Annotated in this window: 29 protein-coding genes; 4 read left to right on the forward strand and 25 right to left on the reverse strand. The window is 49.1% G+C overall.

Annotated elements, in window-relative coordinates; all coding sequences use genetic code 11:
- Nucleotides 1-2 precede the first annotated feature (2 nt).
- The 12 genes from JYB87_RS11835 to JYB87_RS11890 form a co-directional block, all read right to left on the reverse strand.
- The gene (locus tag JYB87_RS11835; RefSeq protein ID WP_207353701.1) at nt 3-929 is read right to left on the reverse strand and encodes a phage tail tube protein; all 927 of its coding nucleotides are present in this window, start codon (nt 927-929) and stop codon (nt 3-5) included.
- A gap of 6 nt (nt 930-935) precedes the next feature.
- Nucleotides 936-1,382 carry a phage tail terminator protein gene (locus tag JYB87_RS11840; protein WP_207353702.1) on the reverse strand — a complete coding sequence of 149 codons (447 nt, stop codon included), beginning with the start codon at nt 1,380-1,382 and terminating at the stop codon, nt 936-938.
- A complete protein-coding gene (locus tag JYB87_RS11845; RefSeq protein ID WP_207353703.1) occupies nt 1,372-1,911 on the reverse strand; it encodes a phage virion morphogenesis protein in 540 nt (179 codons plus the stop codon). The genes JYB87_RS11840 and JYB87_RS11845 overlap by 11 nt, the downstream gene beginning before the upstream one ends.
- Complete coding sequence (locus JYB87_RS11850; RefSeq protein WP_207353704.1) at nt 1,892-2,329, reverse strand: gp436 family protein; 438 nt, start codon at nt 2,327-2,329, stop codon at nt 1,892-1,894. Before JYB87_RS11850 ends, JYB87_RS11845 begins: the two co-directional genes overlap by 20 nt.
- Nucleotides 2,330-2,340: 11 nt before the next feature.
- Nucleotides 2,341-2,505, reverse strand: coding sequence for a hypothetical protein (locus JYB87_RS11855; protein ID WP_207353705.1), 165 nt, complete (start codon nt 2,503-2,505; stop codon nt 2,341-2,343).
- Between the two features lie 73 nt (nt 2,506-2,578).
- Nucleotides 2,579-3,511, reverse strand: a complete 933-nt coding sequence (locus JYB87_RS11860) for a major capsid protein (RefSeq protein ID WP_207353706.1) — start codon at nt 3,509-3,511, stop codon at nt 2,579-2,581.
- Between the two features lie 13 nt (nt 3,512-3,524).
- Nucleotides 3,525-3,881: a capsid cement protein gene (locus tag JYB87_RS11865; protein ID WP_207353707.1), complete on the reverse strand. Its 357-nt coding sequence runs from the start codon at nt 3,879-3,881 to the stop codon at nt 3,525-3,527.
- A 6-nt stretch (nt 3,882-3,887) separates the two neighbouring features.
- The gene (locus tag JYB87_RS11870; RefSeq protein ID WP_207353708.1) at nt 3,888-4,988 is read right to left on the reverse strand and encodes a hypothetical protein; all 1,101 of its coding nucleotides are present in this window, start codon (nt 4,986-4,988) and stop codon (nt 3,888-3,890) included.
- A 150-nt stretch (nt 4,989-5,138) separates the two neighbouring features.
- Nucleotides 5,139-5,705 (reverse strand): single-stranded DNA-binding protein, encoded by a 567-nt coding sequence (gene ssb, locus JYB87_RS11875; RefSeq protein ID WP_207353709.1) that lies wholly within the window; start codon nt 5,703-5,705, stop codon nt 5,139-5,141.
- Nucleotides 5,706-5,788: 83 nt separating this feature from the next.
- The gene (locus JYB87_RS11880; protein WP_207353710.1) at nt 5,789-6,205 is read right to left on the reverse strand and encodes an antirestriction protein; all 417 of its coding nucleotides are present in this window, start codon (nt 6,203-6,205) and stop codon (nt 5,789-5,791) included.
- A 168-nt stretch (nt 6,206-6,373) separates the two neighbouring features.
- Nucleotides 6,374-7,042, reverse strand: coding sequence for an HNH endonuclease family protein (locus JYB87_RS11885; RefSeq protein WP_207353711.1), 669 nt, complete (start codon nt 7,040-7,042; stop codon nt 6,374-6,376).
- A 216-nt stretch (nt 7,043-7,258) separates the two neighbouring features.
- A complete protein-coding gene (locus tag JYB87_RS11890; RefSeq protein ID WP_207353712.1) occupies nt 7,259-8,218 on the reverse strand; it encodes an integron integrase in 960 nt (319 codons plus the stop codon).
- A gap of 317 nt (nt 8,219-8,535) precedes the next feature.
- On the opposite strand from JYB87_RS11890, the gene JYB87_RS11895 reads away from it, so the two are divergent.
- Together JYB87_RS11895 and JYB87_RS11900 are read left to right on the forward strand one after the other, a co-directional pair.
- The gene (locus tag JYB87_RS11895) at nt 8,536-9,042 is read left to right on the forward strand and encodes a hypothetical protein (RefSeq protein WP_207353713.1); all 507 of its coding nucleotides are present in this window, start codon (nt 8,536-8,538) and stop codon (nt 9,040-9,042) included.
- A gap of 522 nt (nt 9,043-9,564) precedes the next feature.
- The gene (locus JYB87_RS11900) at nt 9,565-10,074 is read left to right on the forward strand and encodes a DMP19 family protein (protein ID WP_207353714.1); all 510 of its coding nucleotides are present in this window, start codon (nt 9,565-9,567) and stop codon (nt 10,072-10,074) included.
- 91 nt (nt 10,075-10,165) lie between these two features.
- Here JYB87_RS11900 and ltrA (JYB87_RS11905) read toward each other — a convergent pair whose 3' ends face one another.
- On the reverse strand, nt 10,166-11,515 hold the full coding sequence (gene ltrA / locus JYB87_RS11905) for a group II intron reverse transcriptase/maturase (protein ID WP_207353715.1): 1,350 nt from the start codon (nt 11,513-11,515) through the stop codon (nt 10,166-10,168).
- Between the two features lie 629 nt (nt 11,516-12,144).
- Here ltrA (JYB87_RS11905) and JYB87_RS11910 point away from each other — a divergent pair.
- A complete protein-coding gene (locus tag JYB87_RS11910; RefSeq protein WP_228729853.1) occupies nt 12,145-12,573 on the forward strand; it encodes a DUF4844 domain-containing protein in 429 nt (142 codons plus the stop codon).
- 81 nt (nt 12,574-12,654) lie between these two features.
- Here JYB87_RS11910 and ltrA (JYB87_RS11915) read toward each other — a convergent pair whose 3' ends face one another.
- The gene (gene ltrA / locus JYB87_RS11915; RefSeq protein ID WP_207353715.1) at nt 12,655-14,004 is read right to left on the reverse strand and encodes a group II intron reverse transcriptase/maturase; all 1,350 of its coding nucleotides are present in this window, start codon (nt 14,002-14,004) and stop codon (nt 12,655-12,657) included.
- 623 nt (nt 14,005-14,627) lie between these two features.
- On the opposite strand from ltrA (JYB87_RS11915), the gene JYB87_RS11920 reads away from it, so the two are divergent.
- Nucleotides 14,628-15,086: a YcxB family protein gene (locus JYB87_RS11920; RefSeq protein ID WP_207353716.1), complete on the forward strand. Its 459-nt coding sequence runs from the start codon at nt 14,628-14,630 to the stop codon at nt 15,084-15,086.
- Between the two features lie 194 nt (nt 15,087-15,280).
- On the opposite strand, the gene JYB87_RS11925 is transcribed toward JYB87_RS11920, so the two are convergent.
- The 11 genes from JYB87_RS11925 to JYB87_RS11975 form a co-directional block, all read right to left on the reverse strand.
- On the reverse strand, nt 15,281-16,054 hold the full coding sequence (locus JYB87_RS11925) for a phage head morphogenesis protein (protein WP_207353717.1): 774 nt from the start codon (nt 16,052-16,054) through the stop codon (nt 15,281-15,283).
- A 7-nt stretch (nt 16,055-16,061) separates the two neighbouring features.
- Nucleotides 16,062-17,573, reverse strand: a complete 1,512-nt coding sequence (locus JYB87_RS11930) for a DUF935 domain-containing protein (RefSeq protein ID WP_207353718.1) — start codon at nt 17,571-17,573, stop codon at nt 16,062-16,064.
- A gap of 2 nt (nt 17,574-17,575) precedes the next feature.
- On the reverse strand, nt 17,576-19,210 hold the full coding sequence (gene terL / locus JYB87_RS18745; RefSeq protein ID WP_228729854.1) for a phage terminase large subunit: 1,635 nt from the start codon (nt 19,208-19,210) through the stop codon (nt 17,576-17,578).
- 5 nt (nt 19,211-19,215) lie between these two features.
- Nucleotides 19,216-19,662, reverse strand: coding sequence for a hypothetical protein (locus tag JYB87_RS11940; protein WP_207353719.1), 447 nt, complete (start codon nt 19,660-19,662; stop codon nt 19,216-19,218).
- On the reverse strand, nt 19,652-21,202 hold the full coding sequence (locus JYB87_RS11945) for a hypothetical protein (protein ID WP_207353720.1): 1,551 nt from the start codon (nt 21,200-21,202) through the stop codon (nt 19,652-19,654). The genes JYB87_RS11940 and JYB87_RS11945 overlap by 11 nt, the downstream gene beginning before the upstream one ends.
- Before the next feature lie 47 nt (nt 21,203-21,249).
- Complete coding sequence (locus JYB87_RS11950; protein ID WP_207353721.1) at nt 21,250-21,558, reverse strand: Acb2/Tad1 domain-containing protein; 309 nt, start codon at nt 21,556-21,558, stop codon at nt 21,250-21,252.
- A gap of 70 nt (nt 21,559-21,628) precedes the next feature.
- Nucleotides 21,629-21,871, reverse strand: coding sequence for a hypothetical protein (locus JYB87_RS11955; protein ID WP_207353722.1), 243 nt, complete (start codon nt 21,869-21,871; stop codon nt 21,629-21,631).
- Nucleotides 21,864-22,376, reverse strand: a complete 513-nt coding sequence (locus JYB87_RS11960; RefSeq protein WP_207353723.1) for a hypothetical protein — start codon at nt 22,374-22,376, stop codon at nt 21,864-21,866. The genes JYB87_RS11955 and JYB87_RS11960 overlap by 8 nt, the downstream gene beginning before the upstream one ends.
- Entirely contained in the window at nt 22,373-22,693 is a 321-nt protein-coding gene (locus JYB87_RS11965; protein ID WP_207353724.1) for a hypothetical protein, read from the reverse strand. The genes JYB87_RS11960 and JYB87_RS11965 overlap by 4 nt, the downstream gene beginning before the upstream one ends.
- The gene (locus JYB87_RS11970) at nt 22,665-23,063 is read right to left on the reverse strand and encodes a Mor transcription activator family protein (protein ID WP_207353725.1); all 399 of its coding nucleotides are present in this window, start codon (nt 23,061-23,063) and stop codon (nt 22,665-22,667) included. The genes JYB87_RS11965 and JYB87_RS11970 overlap by 29 nt, the downstream gene beginning before the upstream one ends.
- Nucleotides 23,060-23,485: a VRR-NUC domain-containing protein gene (locus JYB87_RS11975; protein ID WP_207353726.1), complete on the reverse strand. Its 426-nt coding sequence runs from the start codon at nt 23,483-23,485 to the stop codon at nt 23,060-23,062. The genes JYB87_RS11970 and JYB87_RS11975 overlap by 4 nt, the downstream gene beginning before the upstream one ends.
- Between the last annotated feature and the right edge of the window lie 10 nt (nt 23,486-23,495).

The raw sequence follows: 23,495 nt of genomic DNA on the forward strand, positions 1-23,495 counted from the left end.
CCTTATTTGGTTGTAACGGTGTGTTGTGTGCCGATCACGTTGAACTCGATCTCGTAGGTGAGGCGCCCGTTTTGGTCGCCGTATGCTGGGCGCATTAGCTGGACGACTGGCAGGTTCAACACAAAGATGTTGCCTGCGGCTGTGCCGTGGGTGACTGTCATAGCCAACGGTGTCTCGTTCTTGGCAATGTCGAACGGGTTAAATGCGGCTAGGTCTTCGGCCAAGATGGTGATTGAGCCGGTTGGCGCTAACTCGGTAATGTCCACGGTTTCGGCTTGGGTGTTTTCGTCATATTCGACGGTGTTGGTTTCGTTCATTTGGAACGAGTAGGCTTTGACGTTTTGGCCGCCAATACTGATGGTGGTGTAGGTTGCGCCCACTGGCACCGGTTTCAGGAATCCGCTGAAATCTGGTTTTGCTGGCATTGACTGAGTTACGATGCCGCCATATAGGCCGGTTAGTTCGAACTCGATTGTGCCGACTTCCTGCACGTTTAGGTTGTAAGTGATGTTCCCGCGAGCGCCGGTGACTTTGTGTAGTGCACCGTCGCGGTACACGTAGACGGTAATGTCTTTCTCGGTGTTGTCGGTCACTCGGCTGAATTGAAACTCGCCCTCGCCTGCTGCGCCTGCGTAACCTGCGGCGACCATGATTGCTTCCCATGCTGGGGCGTTTGTGGCGGTGCCTGCGCCTGCGATCTCAACTGAGCCGGTCACTGATACGTAAGTACCAACTAGCGTCACCATTGAATTGCCGAGGCTGCCGTCGTCCAACTCGCGGTCGATGGTGTCGCCGTCCATTGGGGTTATATCTAGGCCGGTAGTGAGGATAAATGCCGGTTGCCCCGCGGCTTGGATTGCGTCGGAACCGTAGGCGGCTTGGTTAATGGCTGCGGCGAGTACTTTCTTAGCTGTTTTTCTCGTTGCCATGTGAGGTTACTCCGTTGGTGTTTCTGTGTAGCTTGTGGTGTAGGTTTCAAACCAAAACGCGCCGCCTTGGCCGAAAAATATGATTTCGCCGTCTACAAAGGCGATGGGGTCTGCGTCGTTGGCTGTGGGCGTCCAGCCGATTAGGTGCCGCCTGACGGCGCGATACATGGCTTCTAGTCGCTCGTTTACGTTCTGGCCGAGCCGGTCGTTTACGGCGCGCACAGCTAGAATTACGCCGAACCGCACCTCGATTTTTTGGTCGTCTAGGCCGGTATATAAAAACTCGCCATTGCCGTACTCCCCGATTGGGACGACAAAGGCGGCGTCGCGTCTAACGATGCCAGTGTCGAGCACGCTCTCGCGGTCGACGGCGGTTAGCACTTCTGTGATGAAAGGCGCGCCGTTCTGGTCTGTTAGCGTCTTTAGGCGCTCGGTAATGTCTCTAAGTAACACTCTGTCCCCCGATGGTGTTTTTCTTCATAAAGTGCGTGAATGCCTGCGCGATAATCTTCTTCTGTGGCGCTTCTAGGCCGAAGAATGGGCGCGGCTTGATATTGATTTTCTTTTTGTGCGCGCTGACGGTGATTTTCTTCGGTTGCTTGAGCTTCTTGCCGAATGCTTGGTTGATTACTCTGGTGTGCTCTTTGACGTTTATCGGTGACGGTAGCCCCTCTTGCTGCGCTCTGGCGTAGACGACATTTGTGCCGACTTCTGCCTGCTCACCAGTGTGTTTGGCCTGTATGCTGCGGCGCAATCGGCCCGAGTCGATTAGCGGCTTACCCTCGCGGTGGCGGATTGGTGCCCAAGGTGTACCGTCTGGGGCCTGCGAGTTTTTGAAGCCCATTAGAAAGTTGTTTTTTAGCCGGTTGGCAACGTCGCGATAGAAATCATCCAGTGGGGTGTGCTGGATCTTCTTGAGCGTCTTTTGTATTGCCTTGAACTCGACCTCGATTACCGAGTTGTTATCTGTACCTGTAGCCATTGGTGAAGTGCGCCAAAGAACGGTTAGTTAGAGCGCGGTCGCTGGCGCTCTTACTTACTGAAACGGTAAATCCGGTATTGCTGGCCTGTTTCTCTGGGATGCCAATTGTGGCTTTCCCTGCTGCTACGTCGCGCAGCCATGCAACACGCTGCTGATAGCGGTTTTTTACTTCGTCTGTTGCTCTTGCTGAATAGAGCGAGTAACGGGCCATATCGCAACAAACAGCGACGATTACCGCTGGGACTTCGGTTAGCTCCCCGTATCGCTGGGCGATGTAGCTGTCGATCTCGGCCTGTGCGTCGGCTATTGCGGCGGCGACTTTGGCTTCGTCGACGTCACCTGCTTCTGCTGGCGCTAGTTGCTTCACTTCGTAGTCGCCAAAACGGTTTTTAAGGTCTTCGGTTGTTGCGTATGGCATGGGCTAAATCCTTACTCTATGCCTGTCGCTTGTTCGTCTTGAAATGCGTCGGTAATGGCTTTGGCGTCTAACAGCTCTTTGTAGGTTTTGTCGTCTACGGTTGGCTGCTCGCCTTTTTTGAATTTCTCGTTTTTGATTCGCACTGTACGGACTAGGGTTACTTTCTTGTTTGCCATAACAGCCTCTCTTGGTTTGTCTGTGTTGGGTTAGGGAATTGGGGCGTTAGTGCGCCCCGCTGGAGGTAACGGCTTACACGACGCCCTCTAGGAAGTAACCGGCCTCGCTGGCGATTACTAATTCGTTGGTTGAATCGCCAACGGTAATTTTGACGCCGCCACGAATACCCAATTCACCAGGCTCTATCACCTTGCGGTAGGCGATGCGGCCCTGCCATGATGGGGTCAGCATGAAGGTTACGTCGTCGGTCAATTGCGCTGCCTGCTTGCGGTAAATGAGCGAGACTCCACCCGACCAAAGGTTACTGATATTCATTGCTTGGCCTTTGTTTGCGGTGTTGTAGCGACTGGCACCCACGATGATTTCGTCTAGCTCGAATAGCTCGCGGATAAAACTTAATGGCACTAGCCCGTCCTCGCCGGTGTTGCCGTGGTATGCGCGGATAATTTGCGGGTTCTTACGAAGAGCCAAAGCCTCGGCGCGGCCCATAACCATTATGTTTGGTGTCACCATTGGTGTGTTTAGCGCATCGGTGATTTGGTCGATTGGCTTGGATGCTGGATCTGTCCATTTATCGGTGCCGGTGATCAACTCGCTATGGTTATAGGTTGAGGCGTTCATGACCAAACTAGCGACACGCTTCTCGCGGTCTAGGGCTACTAATTCGGTCAGTTTGACGGTTGCGCGGCCCTCTGGGTCGAATGATGGGTTGTCACGCGCTTTGATGATGTCTGATTGCGGGATAACGTCGCTCAAACCGTAGTCGTTGACTGAGCCATCTTTTTCTGTGGCGCTGAATTCAACGGTGTTTGGTACACCTTTACGGCCAACAAAAGTGTTTGGAATGGTGAAAACGTCTTTAGTATCGAATTCTGTCCATTTGAATTGTTCGCTTGGAACGTCGAAGCGCGGCGCAACCATATCAGCGATGAATTGCGCGTTGCGGTAGCCGATAGCGATAGCTGTTAGCTTCGAGTCGACTACAAAAGGAGCTTTAGAACCCATAGGCTAATACCTCTTAGTTTTTGATGATTTCTAGCGATACGATGTCGCCAAGTACGTTTGCGGCGTCTAGTAAGCGGCCGATGCGCTCGGCTCCATCACCGGCGACAACTGCGCGGCCGTTAGCGTCGGCGGTAATCCATGCTCCTTTGGCTAGGACGCCGCTGGCTTCGACTTCAACGATGCCGGAAAAGGTAACGTCGATACGCTCGCCGTCAGCTATGTCTTGCGGTTCTTGGCTTACGCCGATTAATGGGTCTGCTGCACTGGTAGCCAGTGCGACTTGGTTATCGCCTGCGGCCAAGGCGACAATCCGGTAACGTGGGATCGCACCTGATGCGACAAAGGTTTTTACTAAGCCTTCGTTTCTCATAGGCTATTACTCCGCTAATTGGTTGTTGATGTGGTTAACGGCTTCGTCGATCGTGACTAGGTTGCCTGCTTTGCGCTGTGCTTCTTGGTATTCGACGGCTTTCTGTGCCAATTCGTGTGAGGTCATGCTGCGCTTGCCCTCGTTGCGCTCGCGTGAATGCTCGTTGAAGTCGACACCGGCGAGCTGCTCTAGCGATGCCAAGTAGGCGTCTGCACCTTTCTTCTTGTTGTCGCCCTCGGCGAACTCGATCGTGTCGTTGGTGTCGATTGTTTCTGCAAAGGCGATTGTTTGGGCGCGGTTGGCGGCGGGCACTTTGCCTGCTGCGATTAGCGCGTCGACCTTTGTCTCGATCTCGGCTTTACGTCGTGCTTTGGCTTGCTCGCTGAAGCTGGCGATCTGGCTTTTTAGGGTGTCGTTCTCGGCTTCTAGTGCCGCGATGCGGCTTTTGGCTTCTTCTAACTCGTTCATGTTCTCGCTCTCGTTGAAGTTGCTGGGGTCGGTTGTGATGTCTTGGGTGGCGGTGTCGATCTTGGCTTGGCCGCTGTCTTTCAATTCCTCGATGATGTAGTCGGGAATGATGTCGTCGGCTTCGTCACGACTGTATTTGTCGATTAGAAAATCCCGCAGGCGCTTGAATACCCGCGATATGTCTTGCAGGTTGAAGCCGTCACGGAGGGATTCTTCAAATTCGATGGTTTTGTCTGCTTCGCTGAATTCGACAGCGTTTAGGCCCTTAATGGCAGGTGGTTGCGCTCCTAAGAAGCCCACATGGCGCAGGTATAGCGTCCCCTGCTTTGGGTTGTTTGGGCTGTCCGGCAAGTACCATGAGGCCGATATTTTCTTGAATAATCCCTTTTGAACCATTTCCTCGAAGTCGGCGTTTACTTGGTGAGGTTCGGCGCTGATGTTGCCGTCGCTGAAAGATAGGGACTTAATCCAACCGTATGCTGGCGCGTTGTCGCGTGGGTGCCCGATTACGATTGGCGCTTCGTGCAGTTGCGGGTCGTAGCTTGCGGCGGCGTCTTGCAGTATGTCCTCGTTGAAGTCGAGCGTTTGCCCGTTGGCGGCGGTGTGTCTGCCGGTTTTGAATATATGGAGTTGCTTCATTGGCGGTTCCCTCGTTTATTGGGGACTTTGTACCGCCGATAAAATGGCTTTATTACCCGTAAAATTTCGTCTGTTGCGTTTACAGGGGATTGGTTGGGGGTTTGCTTGTCTGAAAACGAAAAACCGCCACAAGGGCGGTTTTGGGGCTGTTTAAAAGGGTATATCGTCCCAATAATCTTCAGAATTTGCGTTGTTCCAACCTGCCGGTGGTTGGTTACGCGCTTGCATGTTTGGAATATCAGAAGCCTGTTGCTGGCTCACATACTTGGGCTGCGGGGCGTGTTGTGTGTACTGCGGTTGCAGTGCTGGATCTTGGTAGCCGGTGCGTTGCCGGTTGTGTTGTCCCGATTGTTGGTTGCCACTGCTATCCCCTCGGCTACCGAGCATTTGCATGGTGCCGTTTATGTCGACAACGACCTCAGTTGTATAACGGTCTTGGCCGTTTTGGTCTTGCCATTTGCGAGTTTGCAGCTTGCCCTCGATGTAAACTTGCGAGCCTTTGCGTAGGTACTCACCGGCGATTTCAGCGAGCTTTCCAAAAAACACAACGCGGTGCCATTCGGTGCGCTCTTGCTGTTGGCCGTGCTGGTCTTTCCATGTTTCGCTGGTTGCCAGTGTGATGTTGGTAACGGCGTTTCCGTTTGATGTGTATTTTACTTCGGGGTCTCGCCCTAAATTGCCAACTAAAATGACTTTGTTAATGCCTCTTGATGCCATTCTACTTGCCTCAATCAATCCATAAAAAGCGGCCGTTAGACCGCTGATACTGCGGGTTATGGTTCAATAGATTTGTAGGTTGTTTAATCGATGTACCTGAAGATTTTTTCTGCTTCGGAGAGGGTTTCAGCGTAGTTTTTCAGGTTGTAGACGTTATCAGAAAGACGCTCTTGAAAAGTGCCTGTAGCTGAAAAAGCTAAAATGCTTGAGGCCATGATGTTTGCGCCTACGTTTAGCGCGAAGGGTGACATTAAACCTTGGAAGTAATTACCCGACCAAGCGACCATTACCTTTTCTGCATCTGGGTTTCGAGGGTCTCGACCATCAAAAGAGAATATCCCTGCAAACCCTTCACCCAAGAGGTATAGGCCGCCGCTGATGTCTTTGGGATTATCTAAGGATTCATTTAGTACCATTACTACAGCGTTCAGGTATGACTTGATTTCGTGCGGTGTTTTTAAGACGTCGGTTAGTGGTTTAGCTTCTAATTTCACTGACATATGAAGTCCCTTTTTGCTAGTTACAACGAAAACGAACCACGGTTCGTTTTTACGGATATTATTAAGCAAAAACGAACTTATCAATCTATTAAGTGAACATATATAACTAAAAGGCCGCAAATGCGGCCTAATAAAAAGATTTAACTCGGTGAGTTCATCAGAAAATAATCAATTTCGTAGGTTGTAAATCTTGGCTATCCTCTCAAACCGCAATTTGTACTGCTGCTGATTAGTCGGAGGAAGCCATTCATCCAACCCTTTATCGCCTTTCTGACGATTAAGTGACGCTTCAACAGCCACTAAATTGCGCTGGTCATTGGCAAATGTTTCACGTTCCGCTTGCGTCCATTTGTCGGCACCATGTTTCCATGCCCAACTGAGCGGCACAATATGGTCAATATCGACTTCTGAAGCGTTCACAATCACGTTGCCACTGTACATAGATACCCAGCGACCTCTAGTAACACGGCCTTTGTCATTAAAAACCAAGTTACCGGTGTTCTGAGAAATCAAGATTTCTTGTCGGGTATCTTGGCCGTCATGGTCTACATCAGCCCACCCTTTTCCGAACTTGTCCCTTGAGTAGCCAGAATCAACCGAGTGTTTTGCTGTTGGTTGATATACCGACATGGCTTTTGGCACATATCCTTTAGGCAGACGACCACCTGAGCTTAAGCAGTCGTCAAGCGTTTGGTAAGGGGTGAAATGTTTGGTCTTATCGAAATACTGGCTACTTTCATCGTGGCAGATGCCACTGTTTGATTTCTTGATTAGTGCATGCGCAGGATATGCCAGCAAAGACGCTGCGAGCAGCACGATTGATAGAAAAATTCTCATTCCCTAACCATAAAGCTCCGTGAAAAGTACCCTGCCAATGTGACATAAACCTATTGTTAGTCAAGCAATTGCGGGGGATGTTGAGTAGTTGGCATCTAGCGGGCGCAACGTGAAATTGCCCCATTGTGTGTTATTGACGCTGCTAACAATTAGCTCTACACCCTGTCATTTGAGCAAATTTTAGTAATGCTAGAGAGTGCCAGAATTATTCTTACTTTATAACGTATCTAACGGACTGGTTGTCCCCGCGAAATGTTGGCCAAGTACATGTGTATAGATTTGTGTTGTACTAACGTCATTGTGGCCTAGTAACTCTTGGACACTTCTTATATCACGGCCTGCTTGAAGCAAATGGGTTGCGAAGCTGTGCCTAAACGTGTGGCAGGTGACGCGTTTATTTATTTGAATATTACGAACGGCATTCCCGAGCGCTTTACGAATAACACTTTGATGCAAATGGTGCCTGCAAAGTGTTCCCGTATAAGGATTAATGCAGGTTGACGACGAAGGAAAAATAAACATCCATCCGTGTTGCCTAAACGCATTGGGGTACTTACGTTCTAATGCATTTGGCAGAGATGGGCCTATCCCCTTTTGGTTGTCATCCTCTTGAATTTTAATAGCCTTTTCAATATATGTAGTAAGCTTCTCTGCGCATTTATGGCTGAGGATGGTTTGCCTATCTTTATGTCCTTTACCGTCTCTAACGGTAAGCGATGTTCTAACAATATCAATGTCTTGGACGCGTAATCGGAGACATTCTGAAACTCTTAGTCCACTACCATAGAGTAGTTCAATGATTAGCCTGTCTCGGCCATGAAGTTCATTTAATATCGATGAGATCTCCAATTGGGATAAAACCGTCGGTAAATGTCTCTGCTTAGTCGCATAGCAAAATCCTAAATCACCAAGATCATGGTGCAAATGCTTTTGATATAAATAGGCTAATGCGTTAAGTGCTATTTTTTGTGTGTTGATAGCCACATTTCGTTGATTGGCAAGGAAGGTTAAAAATTGTGTGACTTCTTCCGTTCCCATTGTTTCAGGATGACGCTTGTGGTGAAAGTTAATGAATGCTTTGATCCAATACAGATAGGTTTTTTCTGTTCTAATGCTGTAACCACGCATACGCATTTCCTCCTGAAGACCTTTCAGAAATGGGCTTTTTAGACTCATGATAACTCCCAACCTTATAATACTGTGTTTATATACAGTATTATTTGAAATTCTTGGATATCAAGGGAAATAGTGAAAAATTTTTGCGCGTTTATACATGAATAAAATTAGATTATTTATTTTTATCAACAAGTTATGTATTTTGGATTAGAGATAATAGGTTTGGAAAACGCGCATGCGCGTTTTTCCAGATGGTGAATTTAGTAAAATACTGATAAGTTCATTGCATACAAATAGTTAACTGTGCGCGTTTTTACTGGTCCAACAAGATAAATGCGCATGCGCACTAATAAAATGTTATACCCACTAAGCATCGGATGAATATTAAACTTAAAATAGTATTTTGCTTTATTGTCATTACTGCGTGCACAGCTCTTACAGTTAGTGCGGGCTCTCCTCGCTATTATTCACCATTCTCATTAACCACAGTTTTGCCTATGTTTCTTGTTTACTCCTCCGGCATTTCTGGGGTGACGTTATCGTTTATTGCTGCTATTCCAAACGCATTGGTATTTCTAATCAGCACCTTGTCGCTAACTGAGCAAGACTCTAAACTGACCAAGCCGTTTACAATATTCTGTGCCATCACCATACTGTTCTCTATTGCTTTTTTTGTGGTTAGCTTCAGTTATGGTGTAACGTATCAGGGGCTTAGCCATACTGTCTTAATGTGTATTTTTAGCGGCACTTTTATTGCTGCAATCTTTGCGGCTTTTAAACTTAATAATCAAAATCCAAACATTAATAATGCCTTGGCATTCAGAGTTTTATTTTTTAGTTGGGTGGGCTGGGTTGCGTTCCCATGGCTCGGTGAAATGATTTAGCAGGTATAACAAACCAAGGCAGCGGGACAATTACATGCAGGCTCCCGTCACTTCGTTCCGTATTTTAGCCTGCATGTATTTGCCCCTGCTTGGGGCGTTATATGTGTTGAGGTGCATTTGAGCTCGCCAGAAAAAAGCTTACTTTATGCTGATACAATAATTGTCGATATCAAGTGGCAGGGAGCTGCATGCACGATCCGCTATGAGGCTTGGGATGGCGACATAAATTCCCTGGCTTTTCTGGATGCAAGAATAATTTCTGAATGCGAAATAGATAGAGATCGTGTAGAGAAGGGCACTTTGAAGCATTTGAGTTCAGGTAACTGGCAACTAACTCTTGTGGATGATGACGATTTAGCTTTTCTAGTTTTAGAGTATCGAAACTGTGAGCCCATATAACAAACGCAAGCAAACCGGCCTGACGGCCTCGACTCGCTACGCTCGCGTTTGTTGCGGGCGTTAGCCGAGGTTGAAAAAGTGCGTTACTTCTTCGTCGTATTTATGATTTTTAGTGTGAATGTGATGGCATCAGAGACTGTTGAATATCAAATTGACGCCACATTCATTGATGACAATGATTCATGGGCAATCATCGAGCCACTTTGGTGGACAGTAAGCATTTACGATGGCGAGAAAAAATACGAGCAAGATCTATCTAAATACAGCAAGAGCCAGAGATTAGTTTTTGCGTGTCATTGGTATATGTCTGAAGTTAACAATGGTGGGCACGATCAATTTTACTATAACAGCACCGGCATAGTATGGCGTGACGCAATTGAATGTTTCGATGCCATTGGAGCAACAGAGATATCAGAAATAATCAAAAGTTCAGCGACCAGGCTCGGTGGCTCCCCTAGCTTAGACAGAAATGAGAGGAATGAGGTTCTAGAAAAAATAGAGCCCAAATTTGATGATCTAGATGACCGGTTTTATAAGCTAGAAAGTCAAATAGATATCGAGAAGTTGATAAAGGTATTTATTTCAAAAAGAAAAAGCGATTTTGTTTTCAACGGCAAGGTTTTAAAGCCATGAAAGCGGCTAATCGGGTAGCCGGAGGTATCTAGCCTCCAGCCCCCACACCACCCTGCATGCGGCTCCGCACAGGGCGGTTCATCTAGAACACCTAACCTGTTATTTGGCTAGGATAATGAACAGAAATCCATCCATCTCTTAGTGAATACAATCCTGCGTTCGTCAGATATTCGTTACTCAGCGCTTGCTGTATGCCTGGCGTTTTCGAGCTACGCCAAGGGCCTTTACTTGTGAGCCCACAAGCAACGGCTGCTTGGATCCTGACACCTCGTTTCAGTAGGTTTTGCACCTTAGTCCGTGGTTTTCGCCACTGACGCCAGAAGCACATACGCACTCGGCGACGGATCCAGTGGTCTAAATCGACGCACCCTTGATAAGCGTTGGCTATGCCAAAGTAATTGATCCAACCTTGCATATATTGCCGCAGTTTAAACAGTTGATAGCTCATACTGACTCCCCAATTGCGGTTCGTCAGTCGTCGTATCTTTTGTTTGAAAACATGCAACGTGTTGGCATGCCATTGGATCTTTCCTCGGTTAAAGGTGAAACCAAGGAATTTGCTTTGGCCTACCTTAACCACTTGGCTTTTATGCTCGTTAACGATCAGTTTTAGCTTCGTACCAAGATAATGAGTAATACTCTTGAGAACACGTTCTCCCGCCCGTTGAGACTTCACCAAGATGATAAAGTCATCAGCGTAGCGGGCGAAGTGATGTCCTCGACTTTCCAGTTCTTTATCCAAACTATCCAGCATGATATTTGATAGTAATGGTGAGAGTGGGCCGCCCTGAGGTACACCTTCGAAGCTTGCTTCAAATTGGTCGTTGACCATGACGCCCGCTCGTAGGTATTTGCCAATAAGCGCCAGCAGACGCTTATCCTGCACCTTACTCCTTAACTGAGTCATCAACAGATCGTGGTTGACGCGGTCAAAGAACTTGGACAGATCAACATCAACGGCAAATTTGCGTTTCTGTTTGATGATATCCCTGACTTGTAGTACCGCCTGTTGGGCGTTTCTGTTCGGCCTAAAGCCGAAGCTATTCACTGAAAAGTGAGGGTCAAACAACGGCGTGAGTATTTGAGCGATTGCTTGTTGTATCACACGATCAATCACGGTAGGGATCCCCAATTTGCGTTTACCGCCATCGGATTTATCGATCTCTACACGCCTGACCGCTGAGGGTTGATATTCTCCTCGCTCAAGCTGAGATTTACACTGTTGCCAGCCGCCTTGTTGCATCCAGCGCGGGAAGGATTCGATGGTCATGCCATCAATGCCCGCCGCGCCATTATTGGCTTTCACTTGTCGCCAAGCTCGGTGTAGATTCTCAGGTTCGAGTAGTTGCTGAAATAGATTGCTGCTGAAGGCTGGTTGCTGGCTAATACGCTGTTGATAGTAATCGTCTGTCGACGTAGTGGGTATCGACAAGTTTGGCAAGACTCCTCCTTCTTCTAAATGTTCAGGCCTTCACCATATCCCATCCATTACGATAGGCGTTGGGCTACTATGCCGTCTGCTGACTTCTGCTTAATCACATGCCGAGTTGCCCCGTCATGCGCTATCGGTTTTCATCTAATTCGCTCTTTCCAGTCGATGAAATTGAAAAGCCAAGACACTTGTAGACCAGAGCCTTACTGGTTAATGACCGATCGCATGCTAAGCAGATCTCCCCAGATAAGGACATGAACTTTCTTTGCACTGCTGCATCATTTACGGTGGCCGTTAGATCACGTGGTTTCGTCGTCTTGTGCCAACTCACCTTCAGCCTACGCCTCATATGATGTTCTTGTTCATCAGCTCGCAAATTTGCTAGCGGCTTCCTTCAGACCGCCCCTCACGGGTAAGCCCTTGCCATTCGCTAGTAGTTAACGTTTAATAACAGCATGTTATCGAACGGTGACCTTCCTACAGAGGACTTTCACCTCATTAGTTCATGCCCATGCTGGGCGTACACAATCACAAGCAAGGGACCAAACTACGCTCCGCCAATTTGCGGTTCGCTTTGCTCACTTTACCGCAAATTGGCTCCGCTACGTTTGGCCCCTGTTGTGGGCGTTAGTGAGAACATGAAAAAAATCAGCATATTGCTTTTATCCATAATTAGTCTTTTCGTCATGGCAGGTAACAATATAATGATTCATAACAATACAGAGCGTGTGCAAAAGCTTGAAAAGTTGTTAGTTGAAAAGAAATTTACTGCTGATGAAAAGCTTTTTTATCCTGGAGCTCCCTCAGAAGAAGTTAGGGCAACATGCGAACAAGCAATGAATATTGTAATCCAAGCTTTAATTGATACTCCTGAGGCGGGTATAACGGAAATCGAGTTTTGGAGCCTTCTGGAAAAAGCTGCCACGGTTTATAAACAATTTGACTCAGAAGAAATGGAACGCGGCCTAAGTTACATGGAAGAAATAATGGACATTTATGACATCGAAAGCTCCGATGGTAGGTTAAACACTTGGAGGTATGGGTTTGATCCAGCAAATTCTCACTAATCGGGTAGCCGGAGGTATCTAGCCTCCAGCCCCCACACCACCCTGCATGCGGCTCCGCACAGGGCGGTTCATCTAGAACACCTAACCTGTTATTTGGCTAGGATAATGAACAGAAATCCATCCATCTCTTAGTGAATACAATCCTGCGTTCGTCAGATATTCGTTACTCAGCGCTTGCTGTATGCCTGGCGTTTTCGAGCTACGCCAAGGGCCTTTACTTGTGAGCCCACAAGCAACGGCTGCTTGGATCCTGACACCTCGTTTCAGTAGGTTTTGCACCTTAGTCCGTGGTTTTCGCCACTGACGCCAGAAGCACATACGCACTCGGCGACGGATCCAGTGGTCTAAATCGACGCACCCTTGATAAGCGTTGGCTATGCCAAAGTAATTGATCCAACCTTGCATATATTGCCGCAGTTTAAACAGTTGATAGCTCATACTGACTCCCCAATTGCGGTTCGTCAGTCGTCGTATCTTTTGTTTGAAAACATGCAACGTGTTGGCATGCCATTGGATCTTTCCTCGGTTAAAGGTGAAACCAAGGAATTTGCTTTGGCCTACCTTAACCACTTGGCTTTTATGCTCGTTAACGATCAGTTTTAGCTTCGTACCAAGATAATGAGTAATACTCTTGAGAACACGTTCTCCCGCCCGTTGAGACTTCACCAAGATGATAAAGTCATCAGCGTAGCGGGCGAAGTGATGTCCTCGACTTTCCAGTTCTTTATCCAAACTATCCAGCATGATATTTGATAGTAATGGTGAGAGTGGGCCGCCCTGAGGTACACCTTCGAAGCTTGCTTCAAATTGGTCGTTGACCATGACGCCCGCTCGTAGGTATTTGCCAATAAGCGCCAGCAGACGCTTATCCTGCACCTTACTCCTTAACTGAGTCATCAACAGATCGTGGTTGACGCGGTCAAAGAACTTGGACAGATCAACATCAACGGCAAATTTGCGTTTCTGTTTGATGATATCCCTGACTTGTAGTACCGCCTGTTGGGCGTTTCTGTTCGGCCTAAAGCCGAAGCTATTCACTGAAAAGTGAGGGTCAAACAACGGCGTGAGTATTTGAGCGATTGCTTGTTGTATCACACGATCAATCACGGTAGGGATCCCCAATTTGCGTTTACCGCCATCGGATTTATCGATCTCTACACGCCTGACCGCTGAGGGTTGATATTCTCCTCGCTCAAGCTGAGATTTACACTGTTGCCAGCCGCCTTGTTGCATCCAGCGCGGGAAGGATTCGATGGTCATGCCATCAATGCCCGCCGCGCCATTATTGGCTTTCACTTGTCGCCAAGCTCGGTGTAGATTCTCAGGTTCGAGTAGTTGCTGAAATAGATTGCTGCTGAAGGCTGGTTGCTGGCTAATACGCTGTTGATAGTAATCGTCTGTCGACGTAGTGGGTATCGACAAGTTTGGCAAGACTCCTCCTTCTTCTAAATGTTCAGGCCTTCACCATATCCCATCCATTACGATAGGCGTTGGGCTACTATGCCGTCTGCTGACTTCTGCTTAATCACATGCCGAGTTGCCCCGTCATGCGCTATCGGTTTTCATCTAATTCGCTCTTTCCAGTCGATGAAATTGAAAAGCCAAGACACTTGTAGACCAGAGCCTTACTGGTTAATGACCGATCGCATGCTAAGCAGATCTCCCCAGATAAGGACATGAACTTTCTTTGCACTGCTGCATCATTTACGGTGGCCGTTAGATCACGTGGTTTCGTCGTCTTGTGCCAACTCACCTTCAGCCTACGCCTCATATGATGTTCTTGTTCATCAGCTCGCAAATTTGCTAGCGGCTTCCTTCAGACCGCCCCTCACGGGTAAGCCCTTGCCATTCGCTAGTAGTTAACGTTTAATAACAGCATGTTATCGAACGGTGACCTTCCTACAGAGGACTTTCACCTCATTAGTTCATGCCCATGCTGGGCGTACACAAGTTAAATCATCGGAAAATCACTCGCTGGCTGCGCCAAAGCGCTCGCGTTTTCCGCTGTTTAAAGCGTTATGCTCAAAGAGGTACGGATGACCTGTAGTTACAAATTGACAGAATCTGAAGTCGTAAATGCAATGAAGCTAAACGGGAGAGGTTCCAATAAGACATTGGTGGCGCTTGTAATTGTTGGGCTAGTGTTGGCATTGGTTGGCACTTTTACCGAGCACAAGGCATTAGGATTTGGTGGCGCTGTTGGTGGGTTAATTGGTTATTTTTCCGTTCTGTTCTTATTGATACCGTTCAACGCTAAGAAACAGTTTCGCCAAAACAGGGCGCTAAGGGCTGAAATCACCATGCTTTTATTAGAGCAAGGAATAAATTTCAAAAGTGAATCAGGCGAAAGTAACTTGCAGTGGTCTGACATTCACAAATGGAAGTATGGTAAAGGCATCTATCTCCTGTATATCACGAGTAATATGTTCCATATGGTTCCATCAAGGGCGCTTTCAAATGAAGCTGAGTTTAGCAAATTGCTTGGTGAGTATATTGGCCCTAGAAAAGCATAACAAACGCAACCAGTATGCTCCCTGCGGTCGCGGGACGCCCAAAACGCTTCGCTTATTTGGCCGCCCCTGTTGCGGGCGTTAACCCATAGAAATTTTTATCCGAAAATGTCGAGTTAGAGTTAAGGCTTTAACTCGGAATTGTCCATAAACAACATTGTGCCCCTTTTTGCTCCTATTTAACTGCCGCGTATCCATCACGGCAGTTCCGACATTTTCCTCTCTAACGCCGCCTTTAAGTTTTCCAAATAACTAACCCCTGAGTTATGGGCGAAGCTTGGCCCCGTTCCCTGCGGGTGTATTACAACCTCGCCTGTTTTTGGGTTCTGCCATTTAAGCATTGGCAGGACTGGATCGTCTGATATGGTTAAGCCGTTAGCTTTCACGTCGTCAGCGTCCATTTGTATTACGCCACAGCGGCAGTTGTAATCGTTTGGCGGGAAGTGTGTTTGCCAGAATTTCGCGTCTATTGGATAGACTTTACCGTCGAATCCTAAGTGCTCAGGCCTCGTTTTACTGTCATCAACGGCGTCGTACATCAAGTACGGCATATCTTCGGCATTTTCTTGAATACCAGCCCAATGTCCTGCTGAGTAGGCGCTTTGCAGGTTCGTGCGAAAGATTGTCTCTAGGCGGCTGGCGCTGCCTAACTGAATAGTGATGACTGTCCCGTCTGGGCCGACTATATCTTTTTTCCCCCACCATCCTTTTTGCTGTAGCAACGGGATTAGCGTGGCTCGAAAGGTGTCTAAAGTGGTTCCACTCGCTAATGCCTTTTCTAACTCGCTTTTGATGGCTGATAGCAGGTCGATATTCATCATTTTTGCGACGGTAAATGCTGCATCGTGCTGTTCACCTATCATGTCGAACCAATCCCACGTTGGCTGCAATCCCTTTGCCGTGAAATAGCTGATTGCTTCCTCTGGGGGGAGTTCAAAGGTAAGGCTTGGCTCGTAGTAGTTAACTATCATGGATGTCTCATTTGCTCGCTTTCAACATTCCCATAAGGCGGCCAACAAAGGTTGCGTTGCGTAGAGTGTCCACGGCTTCTTTTGGTGGTTCTACGTCCATGAGTTCTTGTATTTTTGCCCTCACCTTTTCTGCATCGGGAGTCGTTTCCATAAAGGCCATTAGCTCGTCTACTTGCGTCCCGATTAGCTGCTGATATTTGGTCGATAGGTACTCTGCTGCGTCGGCTAATGCCTGCATATCTCGGCGATGTTGGACGCGCTTATCAGTAAGGCGGCTAACTTCTGCAAACTCTGCCCCCATAGGTGGTACAGGTTGACTAGCGGTGGGTTCAAATTGGTTTGGCGGCAAGACTTCCGTTTTCTTGCGCCACCCTGCGCCGTAGGTTTCGGTGATGTATTCCTCGGTTGGCTCATAGCCGAGTTGGGCGATCTTGTTGTCTCGGTCTGCTAATTCGTTGAGGTCGACTTCTGGCTCTGTTCTGCGCCAAACGGTCGGAATGTCGGCGTTTGGGTAGTTCATGCTGACGAGCTGTTTGACCACTTGCTCGGTGAATGAATAACACAGCTGGTCGGCGTCGGATTTGATGATTTCATCGCGCACAGCCATGTGTGTTTCTGACTGGCTGCGGCTGCTGCCATTATCGGTGGTCATGGTTTGGCTGAGAATGATTTTCGCGATTGAGGCGTCCATTGCGGCCTTTAGCGAGTTGTAATCGGCTGTCCCACTGCGGCTGGCTTCGATTAGCTCTACTGCGAAATCTTCGGGCACTACGACGCCGCTATCGGCTTGAATCGCATCGAGTACTGATAGCGCGAGCGATACCTGCTCGTTATCTTTCATTTGCGCTTGTGATAGCCTCGCGGTTGCCGTTGGCATGCCGAATTTTTCCAGAAAAATCATCCAGAACTTGATCCCGTTGCGCTTGAAAAAAACCGGCCAATAGAGCGAAAAGGCCAATCCTTCGCCATATGGATTGTCGTCGTTGTCTGCGCCGGTACTGAATACCCAGAATTTTTCTCGCGGCATTTTCTGCTTGGTTAGCAGGTCGTCGACCAAGTACAGCTCGCCGTTAGGGCCAAAGCGAAAGCGTGAACGGTCACGAACCTTGATTGCATCAATCACGATCCGGTTTAGACGTTGACTATAGCCCCACATGATTTCCGCTACTGAATAGCCGTAGTGGACACCGCCTTTAATCATTTTTTCGCTGATGTCGTCGAATGGAATGAGGTCTAGGCATTGGGTAACAAATTCGGCGATCTCAATGTCTTGTGCGCTTTCACTGGCCGGTTTAACTTCGAATGGTGCGGATATTAGAGCCTTGGTGCGCTGTTGGTAGCAGCTCGCCACTTGGTCGTCGCGCAAAATGTCGCGGTAGACGTCAAACCTGCCACCGTGTTCCCGCAGCAGGTTGTCGGGGTTCTGGATCATGCCATTGATAAGAGCCTGCGCCATGAGTTTGCCGTGATCTACTCGGCTGAGTTCCTGTGTTTGAATTGGTTTTAGTTTGTTTGCCATTGTCAGTAACCCCTGTATTTACTGCGGCTTCGGTTAGATATTGCGAAGCTTTGTCGTGTAGGTTTGTCCTCTGCCCTTTTCTGCTGGTTTAAACTCGCGTAAACGATGTTCATACCGTGCATTCTTGCCCATTTGAGGTATTGGCTTGTACTGTCGACTTGGTCATCGTTGGCGCTAAGTGGAAAGCCGAAAAGCTCGCTTTCGTAGTCGGGCAGCCACGGTGCGGCAACTGGTAGCCAAAACTGACCGGCCTCGATCATGGGCGAAACCGCGATGAGTCGATCTAGCTTGTTGACGCCTTGCGGGTCGATTGCGATTACCGGCATTCTGATTGGCTTTGGGAAACCTTCGAGTTTTATCCCCTCGCGGCATTCTTGGATTAGGCTTTGGCCGCTTGCCTTGTCCTCGATAAGTACGGCGTCGGGTCGCCATTGCATGTATAGACTTGCCAAGATGCGCTTGAGGCTTGGGTATTCGACTCTGTCGCGCCATACGTGAAGCAGATAGTGGTTTTCGTCCAATTCGCCCCATATTGTCGCCACACTTGGGTCGTTGTGCTGCTCTGGTTTGTATGCGGTATCTAGGCTTATAACTACCCGTGAAAATTCAGACGGCGGCGTTCCGTAGCGTTTGGGCCATGCGCGCTTGATGAGCGAACCGTCTAGCGGTTTTGGCCTTTGCTGGTATAGCGATTCCCAGTTGCGTGAGCCTTGCACGCGCTTTTCACGTGCCCAGTGTTCTGGGGTGAACCATTCCGTCCATAGCCATTCGCCGCGCTTACGTCCTAGCGGGTCGGTGTCTGTTTCGCATTGGGCCTGTAAACAGAGTACATACCAATCTTCGCCGTCCCTTGAGGTTATCCAGCCGCTTTCGCCGTTCCAATCTTTAGGCAAAATGCGGCCGCTTAAATCGTCTTCATGCCAGCGGGTTTGGATGATGATTATCCAGCCGTTTGGCTTTAAACGGGTGCGAAGGTCGTTGAGGTAGGCTTCCCATGTTTTCTCGCGGATTGTGGGGCTGTCTGCGTCCTCGCGGCCTTTTACGGGGTCGTCGATGACTAGGCCGTTGGCGCGGTTCCCTGTGATACCGGAGAGAATGCCGCCGCACATATAGGTCGCCCCGTTGCTTATCGACCAGTCATCAACTGCGCGGTTATCTGCATTTAGGTAAACGCCGAATAGCTCGTTGTAACCCTTGCTTGAGGTTATGGCGCGGCACTTGCGACCAAACTTTTTGGCTAGACTGCTGCCGTAGCTGGTGCAGATGATGTTCTCGTTTGGGTGCTTGCCCATGTACCAAGTCGGGAATGTGACGGTGCCATATGTGCTTTTAGCGGAGCCCGGAGGCATCATCACCATTAGGCGCTTGATTCGCCCCGCTTCTACATCCATGAGCTTGCTGTTTAGTAGCCGGTGGTGCTCTGCGGGTTCAACGGTAATTGGATAAAAGGCCGTTGAGGTTTCGTGCATGGTGCAGTTTGGGTCGTCGCATTTGTCGCCCAATGGGCACTCGTCCTCTTTTAGCGGAACGCTTGGGATCTCGATATAGCGGCAATAATTGTCGAGGTTGTCGATCGCCTGCTGTCGGCGCTCGGCCTCTAGCAACATCAATAGTTCTATTTCCTCGGCAGGTGTCATTGCTCTCATTTGCCGACTTTTCCCATTAGCTCGGCGATACGTGCGCGACGTTCTTCTGGCGTCATGCTTGCGGGGTCATATTGCTGCTTTCCGTCTGGTGTAGTCGGTGCAACTTTGGCCGGTGCTTCTGCACCTGTTAGCCGGTTGATACTGTCTAGGATGCGGCGCGCAGTCTCGATAGCCTTGCCGTCACCTGATTTAACTTTGGTCTGTAGGCGGAGAAACATATCCTCGTAACGCGCTAGTTGCAGGGCGCGATACTTCTCTGTCTCGGTTAGAGTTTCGCTGGCGAGTTCATCTAGCGCGAGAGTTTCTTGCTTGTGAACCCAGCCCACGCTTTTGCCTATATGCTGCGCTATCTGCCTGATACTGAATCCCTGACGGCGCATGTCGATAATTTGCGGCCGGAGTGCGGCCGCTGTTGCTTTATCGGATTGTCGTTTACTCGCCATTGTCTAGTGCTTCCAGTGTCAGGGCGTCTAGATCTGCCGCAACTGGATAGCCTGCGGCTTCTGTCGCCACTTTGGGATCGCCTTTGCAGAAAACGATCACGTTCTCGTAGGCTTCAAATACTTGTCTGTGGTCGTCGAAATGCGCGGCTATGGCTTCTGATAGGCCCTCGATTGCCTGCGGGGCTGGCTCGCCTTTAGCAAAAACAAGGGCGTTTTGGTGGCCCTTTGCCATTTTGCGGCTCTTGGTGAATTGACCTGCTGCGCGGATCGCGTTTGAGCCTATGCTTGTGAGCAGGATTAGCTCGTTGTAGTAGCTCAAGCCTGCGGCTTGAAAGGCTTTGATGGTGTCCTGAACGAATCCGTAGTAGCTGCCGTTTTTGTTGCGTACCTCGCCAACGACGAACACGGCGAAGCGGTCGTTTTTAAGTTTGCTGCAAGCCTTTTTGATGATGTCGGTATAGGCCGCGACGAACTGGTCATACTCAAGGGTTGATAAGTCCTGCGGGTTGTCGCTGTAGACTTCGAGATCGGCGTATGGTGGGCACGAAAAGATAAAATCGACCTCTTGGTCGACTAGGTCGGGAATGTTGCGGCTATCGCCGTTTATCCAGCGCGCGGTGCTGTCTGTGCCGAGTATGTGCAGGGCTTGCGCTTGGTTAGCCTTTACCTGTTCGGGACGCAGTTCGACGCCTGTGTAGTCGTAGCCGAGGAAACCGGCTACTACTCCGCGCACGCTGCCGCCTGCGAATGGGTCGAGGATCTTGCCTAGCTTTGGGCAGAACCATGAATACATGATTTCGGTAAGTACGGGGTCGAATATGCTTGTGCCGGTGAGGACGATTTCCTCTGGGTACTTCTCGGCGAATTCTTTCCACGAAAGTTTGTAGCCAAGCTCGCGTTCTACTGCGTTTTTGAACTCGTAAACGTGCGGCGGCTGGCTGCTGACGGCGTATGTTAGCCCGTCGTCGCGGCCCAGCTCGCTCTTGATTCCTAGCGCCAACCATGCGCGCTTGCGGTCGGCCCAATATCCCTGCTTGGCGTCTAGAACGCTGAATGGTGGCACGATGAAACGCTCGGCTAGGGTTTCCTTGGCCAGCTCGACTTCTTCGCCTGCTGTGAGTTCTTCGGGTGACATTAGGCTTTCGAGGAAATCGTTTAAATCCTCATTATCGACTTCGCCGATATCTGCCAACAGTTCGTCGAGCAGTGCTTGGTCTTGATCTGCTAATGCGCCGATGGGGTCGATACTAGCGAGCGCGATCTTTTCTTCTCGCTCGGAAAGTTCGACGTATTTAACCGGCACTTGCTCGCCTTTCTTCATTGCCAACTCTACGCGCAGGTGGCCGTCGATTAGGTGGCCGGTGGTTTGGTTGACGATTACGTCCTGAATCCATCCGATTTCACTTAATACGCCGTTTAGCGCGTCCTGTTGGTGCTTTGGGTGCTTCCGAAAGTTGAAAGGGTTAGCCAGTAGCTGTGCGGGGTCTTCAGTCCCACTTCCTACGATTCGGTTTTCCCATTGTTGGTGTTCTTTTGGCATGGTTTCCCTCGGCGCTAGTGTTCACGCCCTATGCGTTCACGTTGTTTTTAATCTTCTGGCTGGGCGATAGAGCGCACTAATGCCATGATGCCGGTCTGAATACTGGCTTTACCCATTTCGGCCCATTTGAAAGGCTCGGCGCGCTTGAACCGCTCGAATTCGTGGTACTGCTCTGAGTCTTTTTTGGCGCGGCTTGCTGCGGTGGCCTTTAGCTGGTTGTCGATGGTGAGTTTTTCTTTTAGCTGCTCGGCGAGAATGTTTAACTCGCGGCCTTTCATCTTGATTTCGTTGATTAGGTCGATTTCTTCTGATGTCAGGTCGCGGTAGCCATTGATATAGCGGTGTTGGTTATCCATCTGCTGTCCTCGATTAGTCGGTTAATAGGCGGCAAACGCGCCCATGTGGCGCGCTGCGTTTGGTTATTGATTAGTTCAGCTTGTCGGGGTCGGCGACTATGTCCTCGATTACTTTGAGCCGCTTGCCACTTAGGCTGAGAATGATGTCGCTTAGGGTGTCATCCACGACCTCATTAGTGTTGAGGTCGCGTAATTTCTTGAGGCCGTAGACGACTAAGCGGGTGAAAAACCGTTCGAGGATGGTCTTGAATGCAATCTTGGCGATTAGGGCCATGAAGGTTTCTTTTAGGACGGCGAGCAAGATATTAAACATGGCGGCGTTCTCCTTTGAATGTGATGACTTCGGGATCTGTTAGCCAACGCTCGACGCTCTCGATGTAATGCTCTGGGGTGCCTGCTCCGGTCTTGTTGTAGAAGCTTTTCCAGTAGTGAGCGCGGTTCAAATAGGTTGATGGGATATGCTCTGGGCGTAGTCGGTAAGTTAGGCGGCAAAAAATCAGACTTAGCTTTGGGTCGCTGTCTAGATCTTCGGGTTTGGTTAGCTCGATGTCATAGCCGAAAACGTCCTTAATGGCGGCCTTGGCGTCGTCCTTGGTGCGTTCTTGAACATCGACGATGCCGATTTTGTCGTGCTGGCAAAGGCCATGACCGTTGTTTGGTGTGGTGTCTTTGTAGGTGCCGAGTTGGGTTTCGGCGCAGGCAGTTTCGACGATCATCTCGGAAGCGGTGCCGTACTTACCGAAGCCTAGAACTGCGCAGATATTTTTAGCCATGACCAAGGCGTCGGCTTGATATTGGAGTCCGTAGTAGGTTTTCATTTTTCGCTTTTGGTTCTTCTTTCGATGGTTAGTGCGAGTTCTTGAACGCTGCGGTTTGTCTTGCGGATTTCTTCGAGGATTAGGCGATTTGACTGCTCTTGCTGCTCACGTCGAGTCTCAATGAGCATTGATAGCTTTTCGACGGCGTCTTTTAGCTCTTCCTTTGAGGCGTAGTTCTGGCTGATGTTGTATTGGCGATCATCAATGCGCGAAACCCAGCCGGTTAGCAGGGTTACGCCTAAAATCAGGATCGGGATTGAGAAGTTAATCAGGAGCGTGATTACTTCGTTATTGTGTTGTTTCTCCGGTGCTGCCATAGATACCGCGCTCTTTCAGAATGGTTGCGATTCGTCGGGTTGTTAACCGAAATTTTGCAGCCAGCTCCTTCACTGTTTTACCCGTAGAATTTCCCGTTCTTAGGCTATCCAGCGCGGCGGTTTCGATTTGCTTATTGCGGAGTTGCTTTAAAGCGACCTTTGGGACGTAAATATCTGAGCCGCCAAACCAGCCACAAAGCACTTTTGCGCGTTCTTCGCCGACCGCGTTTATTAACGCTTCTGACGGCTCCGAGGCGTGAATGTATATGAAGCTCCCACCGAAGTGCTGTTCTAGGCTAATTAGCCCGTCTAGGCTTATTAGGCGCGACAATTCAATTTCCCATGAGGTAGTTGGCGCGATTTGGTTCATGCTGCGGCCTCGTTGATGTATTTCTCGATTTGTTGTTGCGCTTCGTGCCAGCCCCAGCAGACAATTGCGCGATAACCGGCTTGATTCATTTTTTCTACCCATTCGCGTTGCTCTGGTGATGGATAGTTTTTGTCTTTTGAACTGGTGTATGGCGCTTTCAGCTCTACCCATAAACCGTGATTTGCTGCGGTCGGAATGGCGAGTAACAAGTCTGATACTCCGGCTTTAACGCCCATACGCTTAAAACGCGCAGCTTCGGCTTTATTGCGCGAACCGCCGTTTGGGATATGGATTAGGTAGTCTGCGATGGTTGAACCGCGGATAACGCCGGAGATTTGCGGTAAACGTCTAATGCGCGCCCATTTGATGAGGCATATTTGATGTTCGTCCTCTAGGTGTCTTGGTCGTTTTGTTGTTCGCATGGTCTATCAA

The sequence above is a fragment of the Shewanella avicenniae genome (genome assembly GCF_017354945.1).
Classification (GTDB): domain Bacteria; phylum Pseudomonadota; class Gammaproteobacteria; order Enterobacterales; family Shewanellaceae; genus Shewanella; species Shewanella avicenniae.

What these genes read in the sequence shown, in the direction of transcription:
- JYB87_RS11945 (WP_207353720.1), bottom strand. Translation starts at nt 21,202, where the DNA reads ATGCCAAAAGAACACCAACAATGGGAAAACCGAATCGTAGGAAGTGGG.
- JYB87_RS11955 (WP_207353722.1), bottom strand. Translation starts at nt 21,871, where the DNA reads ATGTTTAATATCTTGCTCGCCGTCCTAAAAGAAACCTTCATGGCCCTA.
- JYB87_RS11870 (WP_207353708.1), bottom strand. Translation starts at nt 4,988, where the DNA reads ATGAAGCAACTCCATATATTCAAAACCGGCAGACACACCGCCGCCAAC.
- JYB87_RS11885 (WP_207353711.1), bottom strand. Translation starts at nt 7,042, where the DNA reads ATGAGAATTTTTCTATCAATCGTGCTGCTCGCAGCGTCTTTGCTGGCA.
- JYB87_RS11910 (WP_228729853.1), top strand. Translation starts at nt 12,145, where the DNA reads ATGAAAAAAATCAGCATATTGCTTTTATCCATAATTAGTCTTTTCGTC.
- JYB87_RS11960 (WP_207353723.1), bottom strand. Translation starts at nt 22,376, where the DNA reads ATGAAAACCTACTACGGACTCCAATATCAAGCCGACGCCTTGGTCATG.
- JYB87_RS11940 (WP_207353719.1), bottom strand. Translation starts at nt 19,662, where the DNA reads ATGGCGAGTAAACGACAATCCGATAAAGCAACAGCGGCCGCACTCCGG.
- JYB87_RS11925 (WP_207353717.1), bottom strand. Translation starts at nt 16,054, where the DNA reads ATGATAGTTAACTACTACGAGCCAAGCCTTACCTTTGAACTCCCCCCA.
- terL (WP_228729854.1), bottom strand. Translation starts at nt 19,210, where the DNA reads ATGACACCTGCCGAGGAAATAGAACTATTGATGTTGCTAGAGGCCGAG.
- JYB87_RS11835 (WP_207353701.1), bottom strand. Translation starts at nt 929, where the DNA reads ATGGCAACGAGAAAAACAGCTAAGAAAGTACTCGCCGCAGCCATTAAC.
- JYB87_RS11950 (WP_207353721.1), bottom strand. Translation starts at nt 21,558, where the DNA reads ATGGATAACCAACACCGCTATATCAATGGCTACCGCGACCTGACATCA.
- JYB87_RS11865 (WP_207353707.1), bottom strand. Translation starts at nt 3,881, where the DNA reads ATGAGAAACGAAGGCTTAGTAAAAACCTTTGTCGCATCAGGTGCGATC.
- JYB87_RS11970 (WP_207353725.1), bottom strand. Translation starts at nt 23,063, where the DNA reads ATGAACCAAATCGCGCCAACTACCTCATGGGAAATTGAATTGTCGCGC.
- JYB87_RS11890 (WP_207353712.1), bottom strand. Translation starts at nt 8,218, where the DNA reads ATGAGTCTAAAAAGCCCATTTCTGAAAGGTCTTCAGGAGGAAATGCGT.
- JYB87_RS11860 (WP_207353706.1), bottom strand. Translation starts at nt 3,511, where the DNA reads ATGGGTTCTAAAGCTCCTTTTGTAGTCGACTCGAAGCTAACAGCTATC.
- JYB87_RS11975 (WP_207353726.1), bottom strand. Translation starts at nt 23,485, where the DNA reads ATGCGAACAACAAAACGACCAAGACACCTAGAGGACGAACATCAAATA.
- JYB87_RS11930 (WP_207353718.1), bottom strand. Translation starts at nt 17,573, where the DNA reads ATGGCAAACAAACTAAAACCAATTCAAACACAGGAACTCAGCCGAGTA.
- JYB87_RS11845 (WP_207353703.1), bottom strand. Translation starts at nt 1,911, where the DNA reads ATGGCTACAGGTACAGATAACAACTCGGTAATCGAGGTCGAGTTCAAG.
- JYB87_RS11855 (WP_207353705.1), bottom strand. Translation starts at nt 2,505, where the DNA reads ATGGCAAACAAGAAAGTAACCCTAGTCCGTACAGTGCGAATCAAAAAC.
- ssb (WP_207353709.1), bottom strand. Translation starts at nt 5,705, where the DNA reads ATGGCATCAAGAGGCATTAACAAAGTCATTTTAGTTGGCAATTTAGGG.
- JYB87_RS11850 (WP_207353704.1), bottom strand. Translation starts at nt 2,329, where the DNA reads ATGCCATACGCAACAACCGAAGACCTTAAAAACCGTTTTGGCGACTAC.
- JYB87_RS11880 (WP_207353710.1), bottom strand. Translation starts at nt 6,205, where the DNA reads ATGTCAGTGAAATTAGAAGCTAAACCACTAACCGACGTCTTAAAAACA.
- JYB87_RS11900 (WP_207353714.1), top strand. Translation starts at nt 9,565, where the DNA reads ATGGCATCAGAGACTGTTGAATATCAAATTGACGCCACATTCATTGAT.
- JYB87_RS11895 (WP_207353713.1), top strand. Translation starts at nt 8,536, where the DNA reads ATGAATATTAAACTTAAAATAGTATTTTGCTTTATTGTCATTACTGCG.
- JYB87_RS11965 (WP_207353724.1), bottom strand. Translation starts at nt 22,693, where the DNA reads ATGGCAGCACCGGAGAAACAACACAATAACGAAGTAATCACGCTCCTG.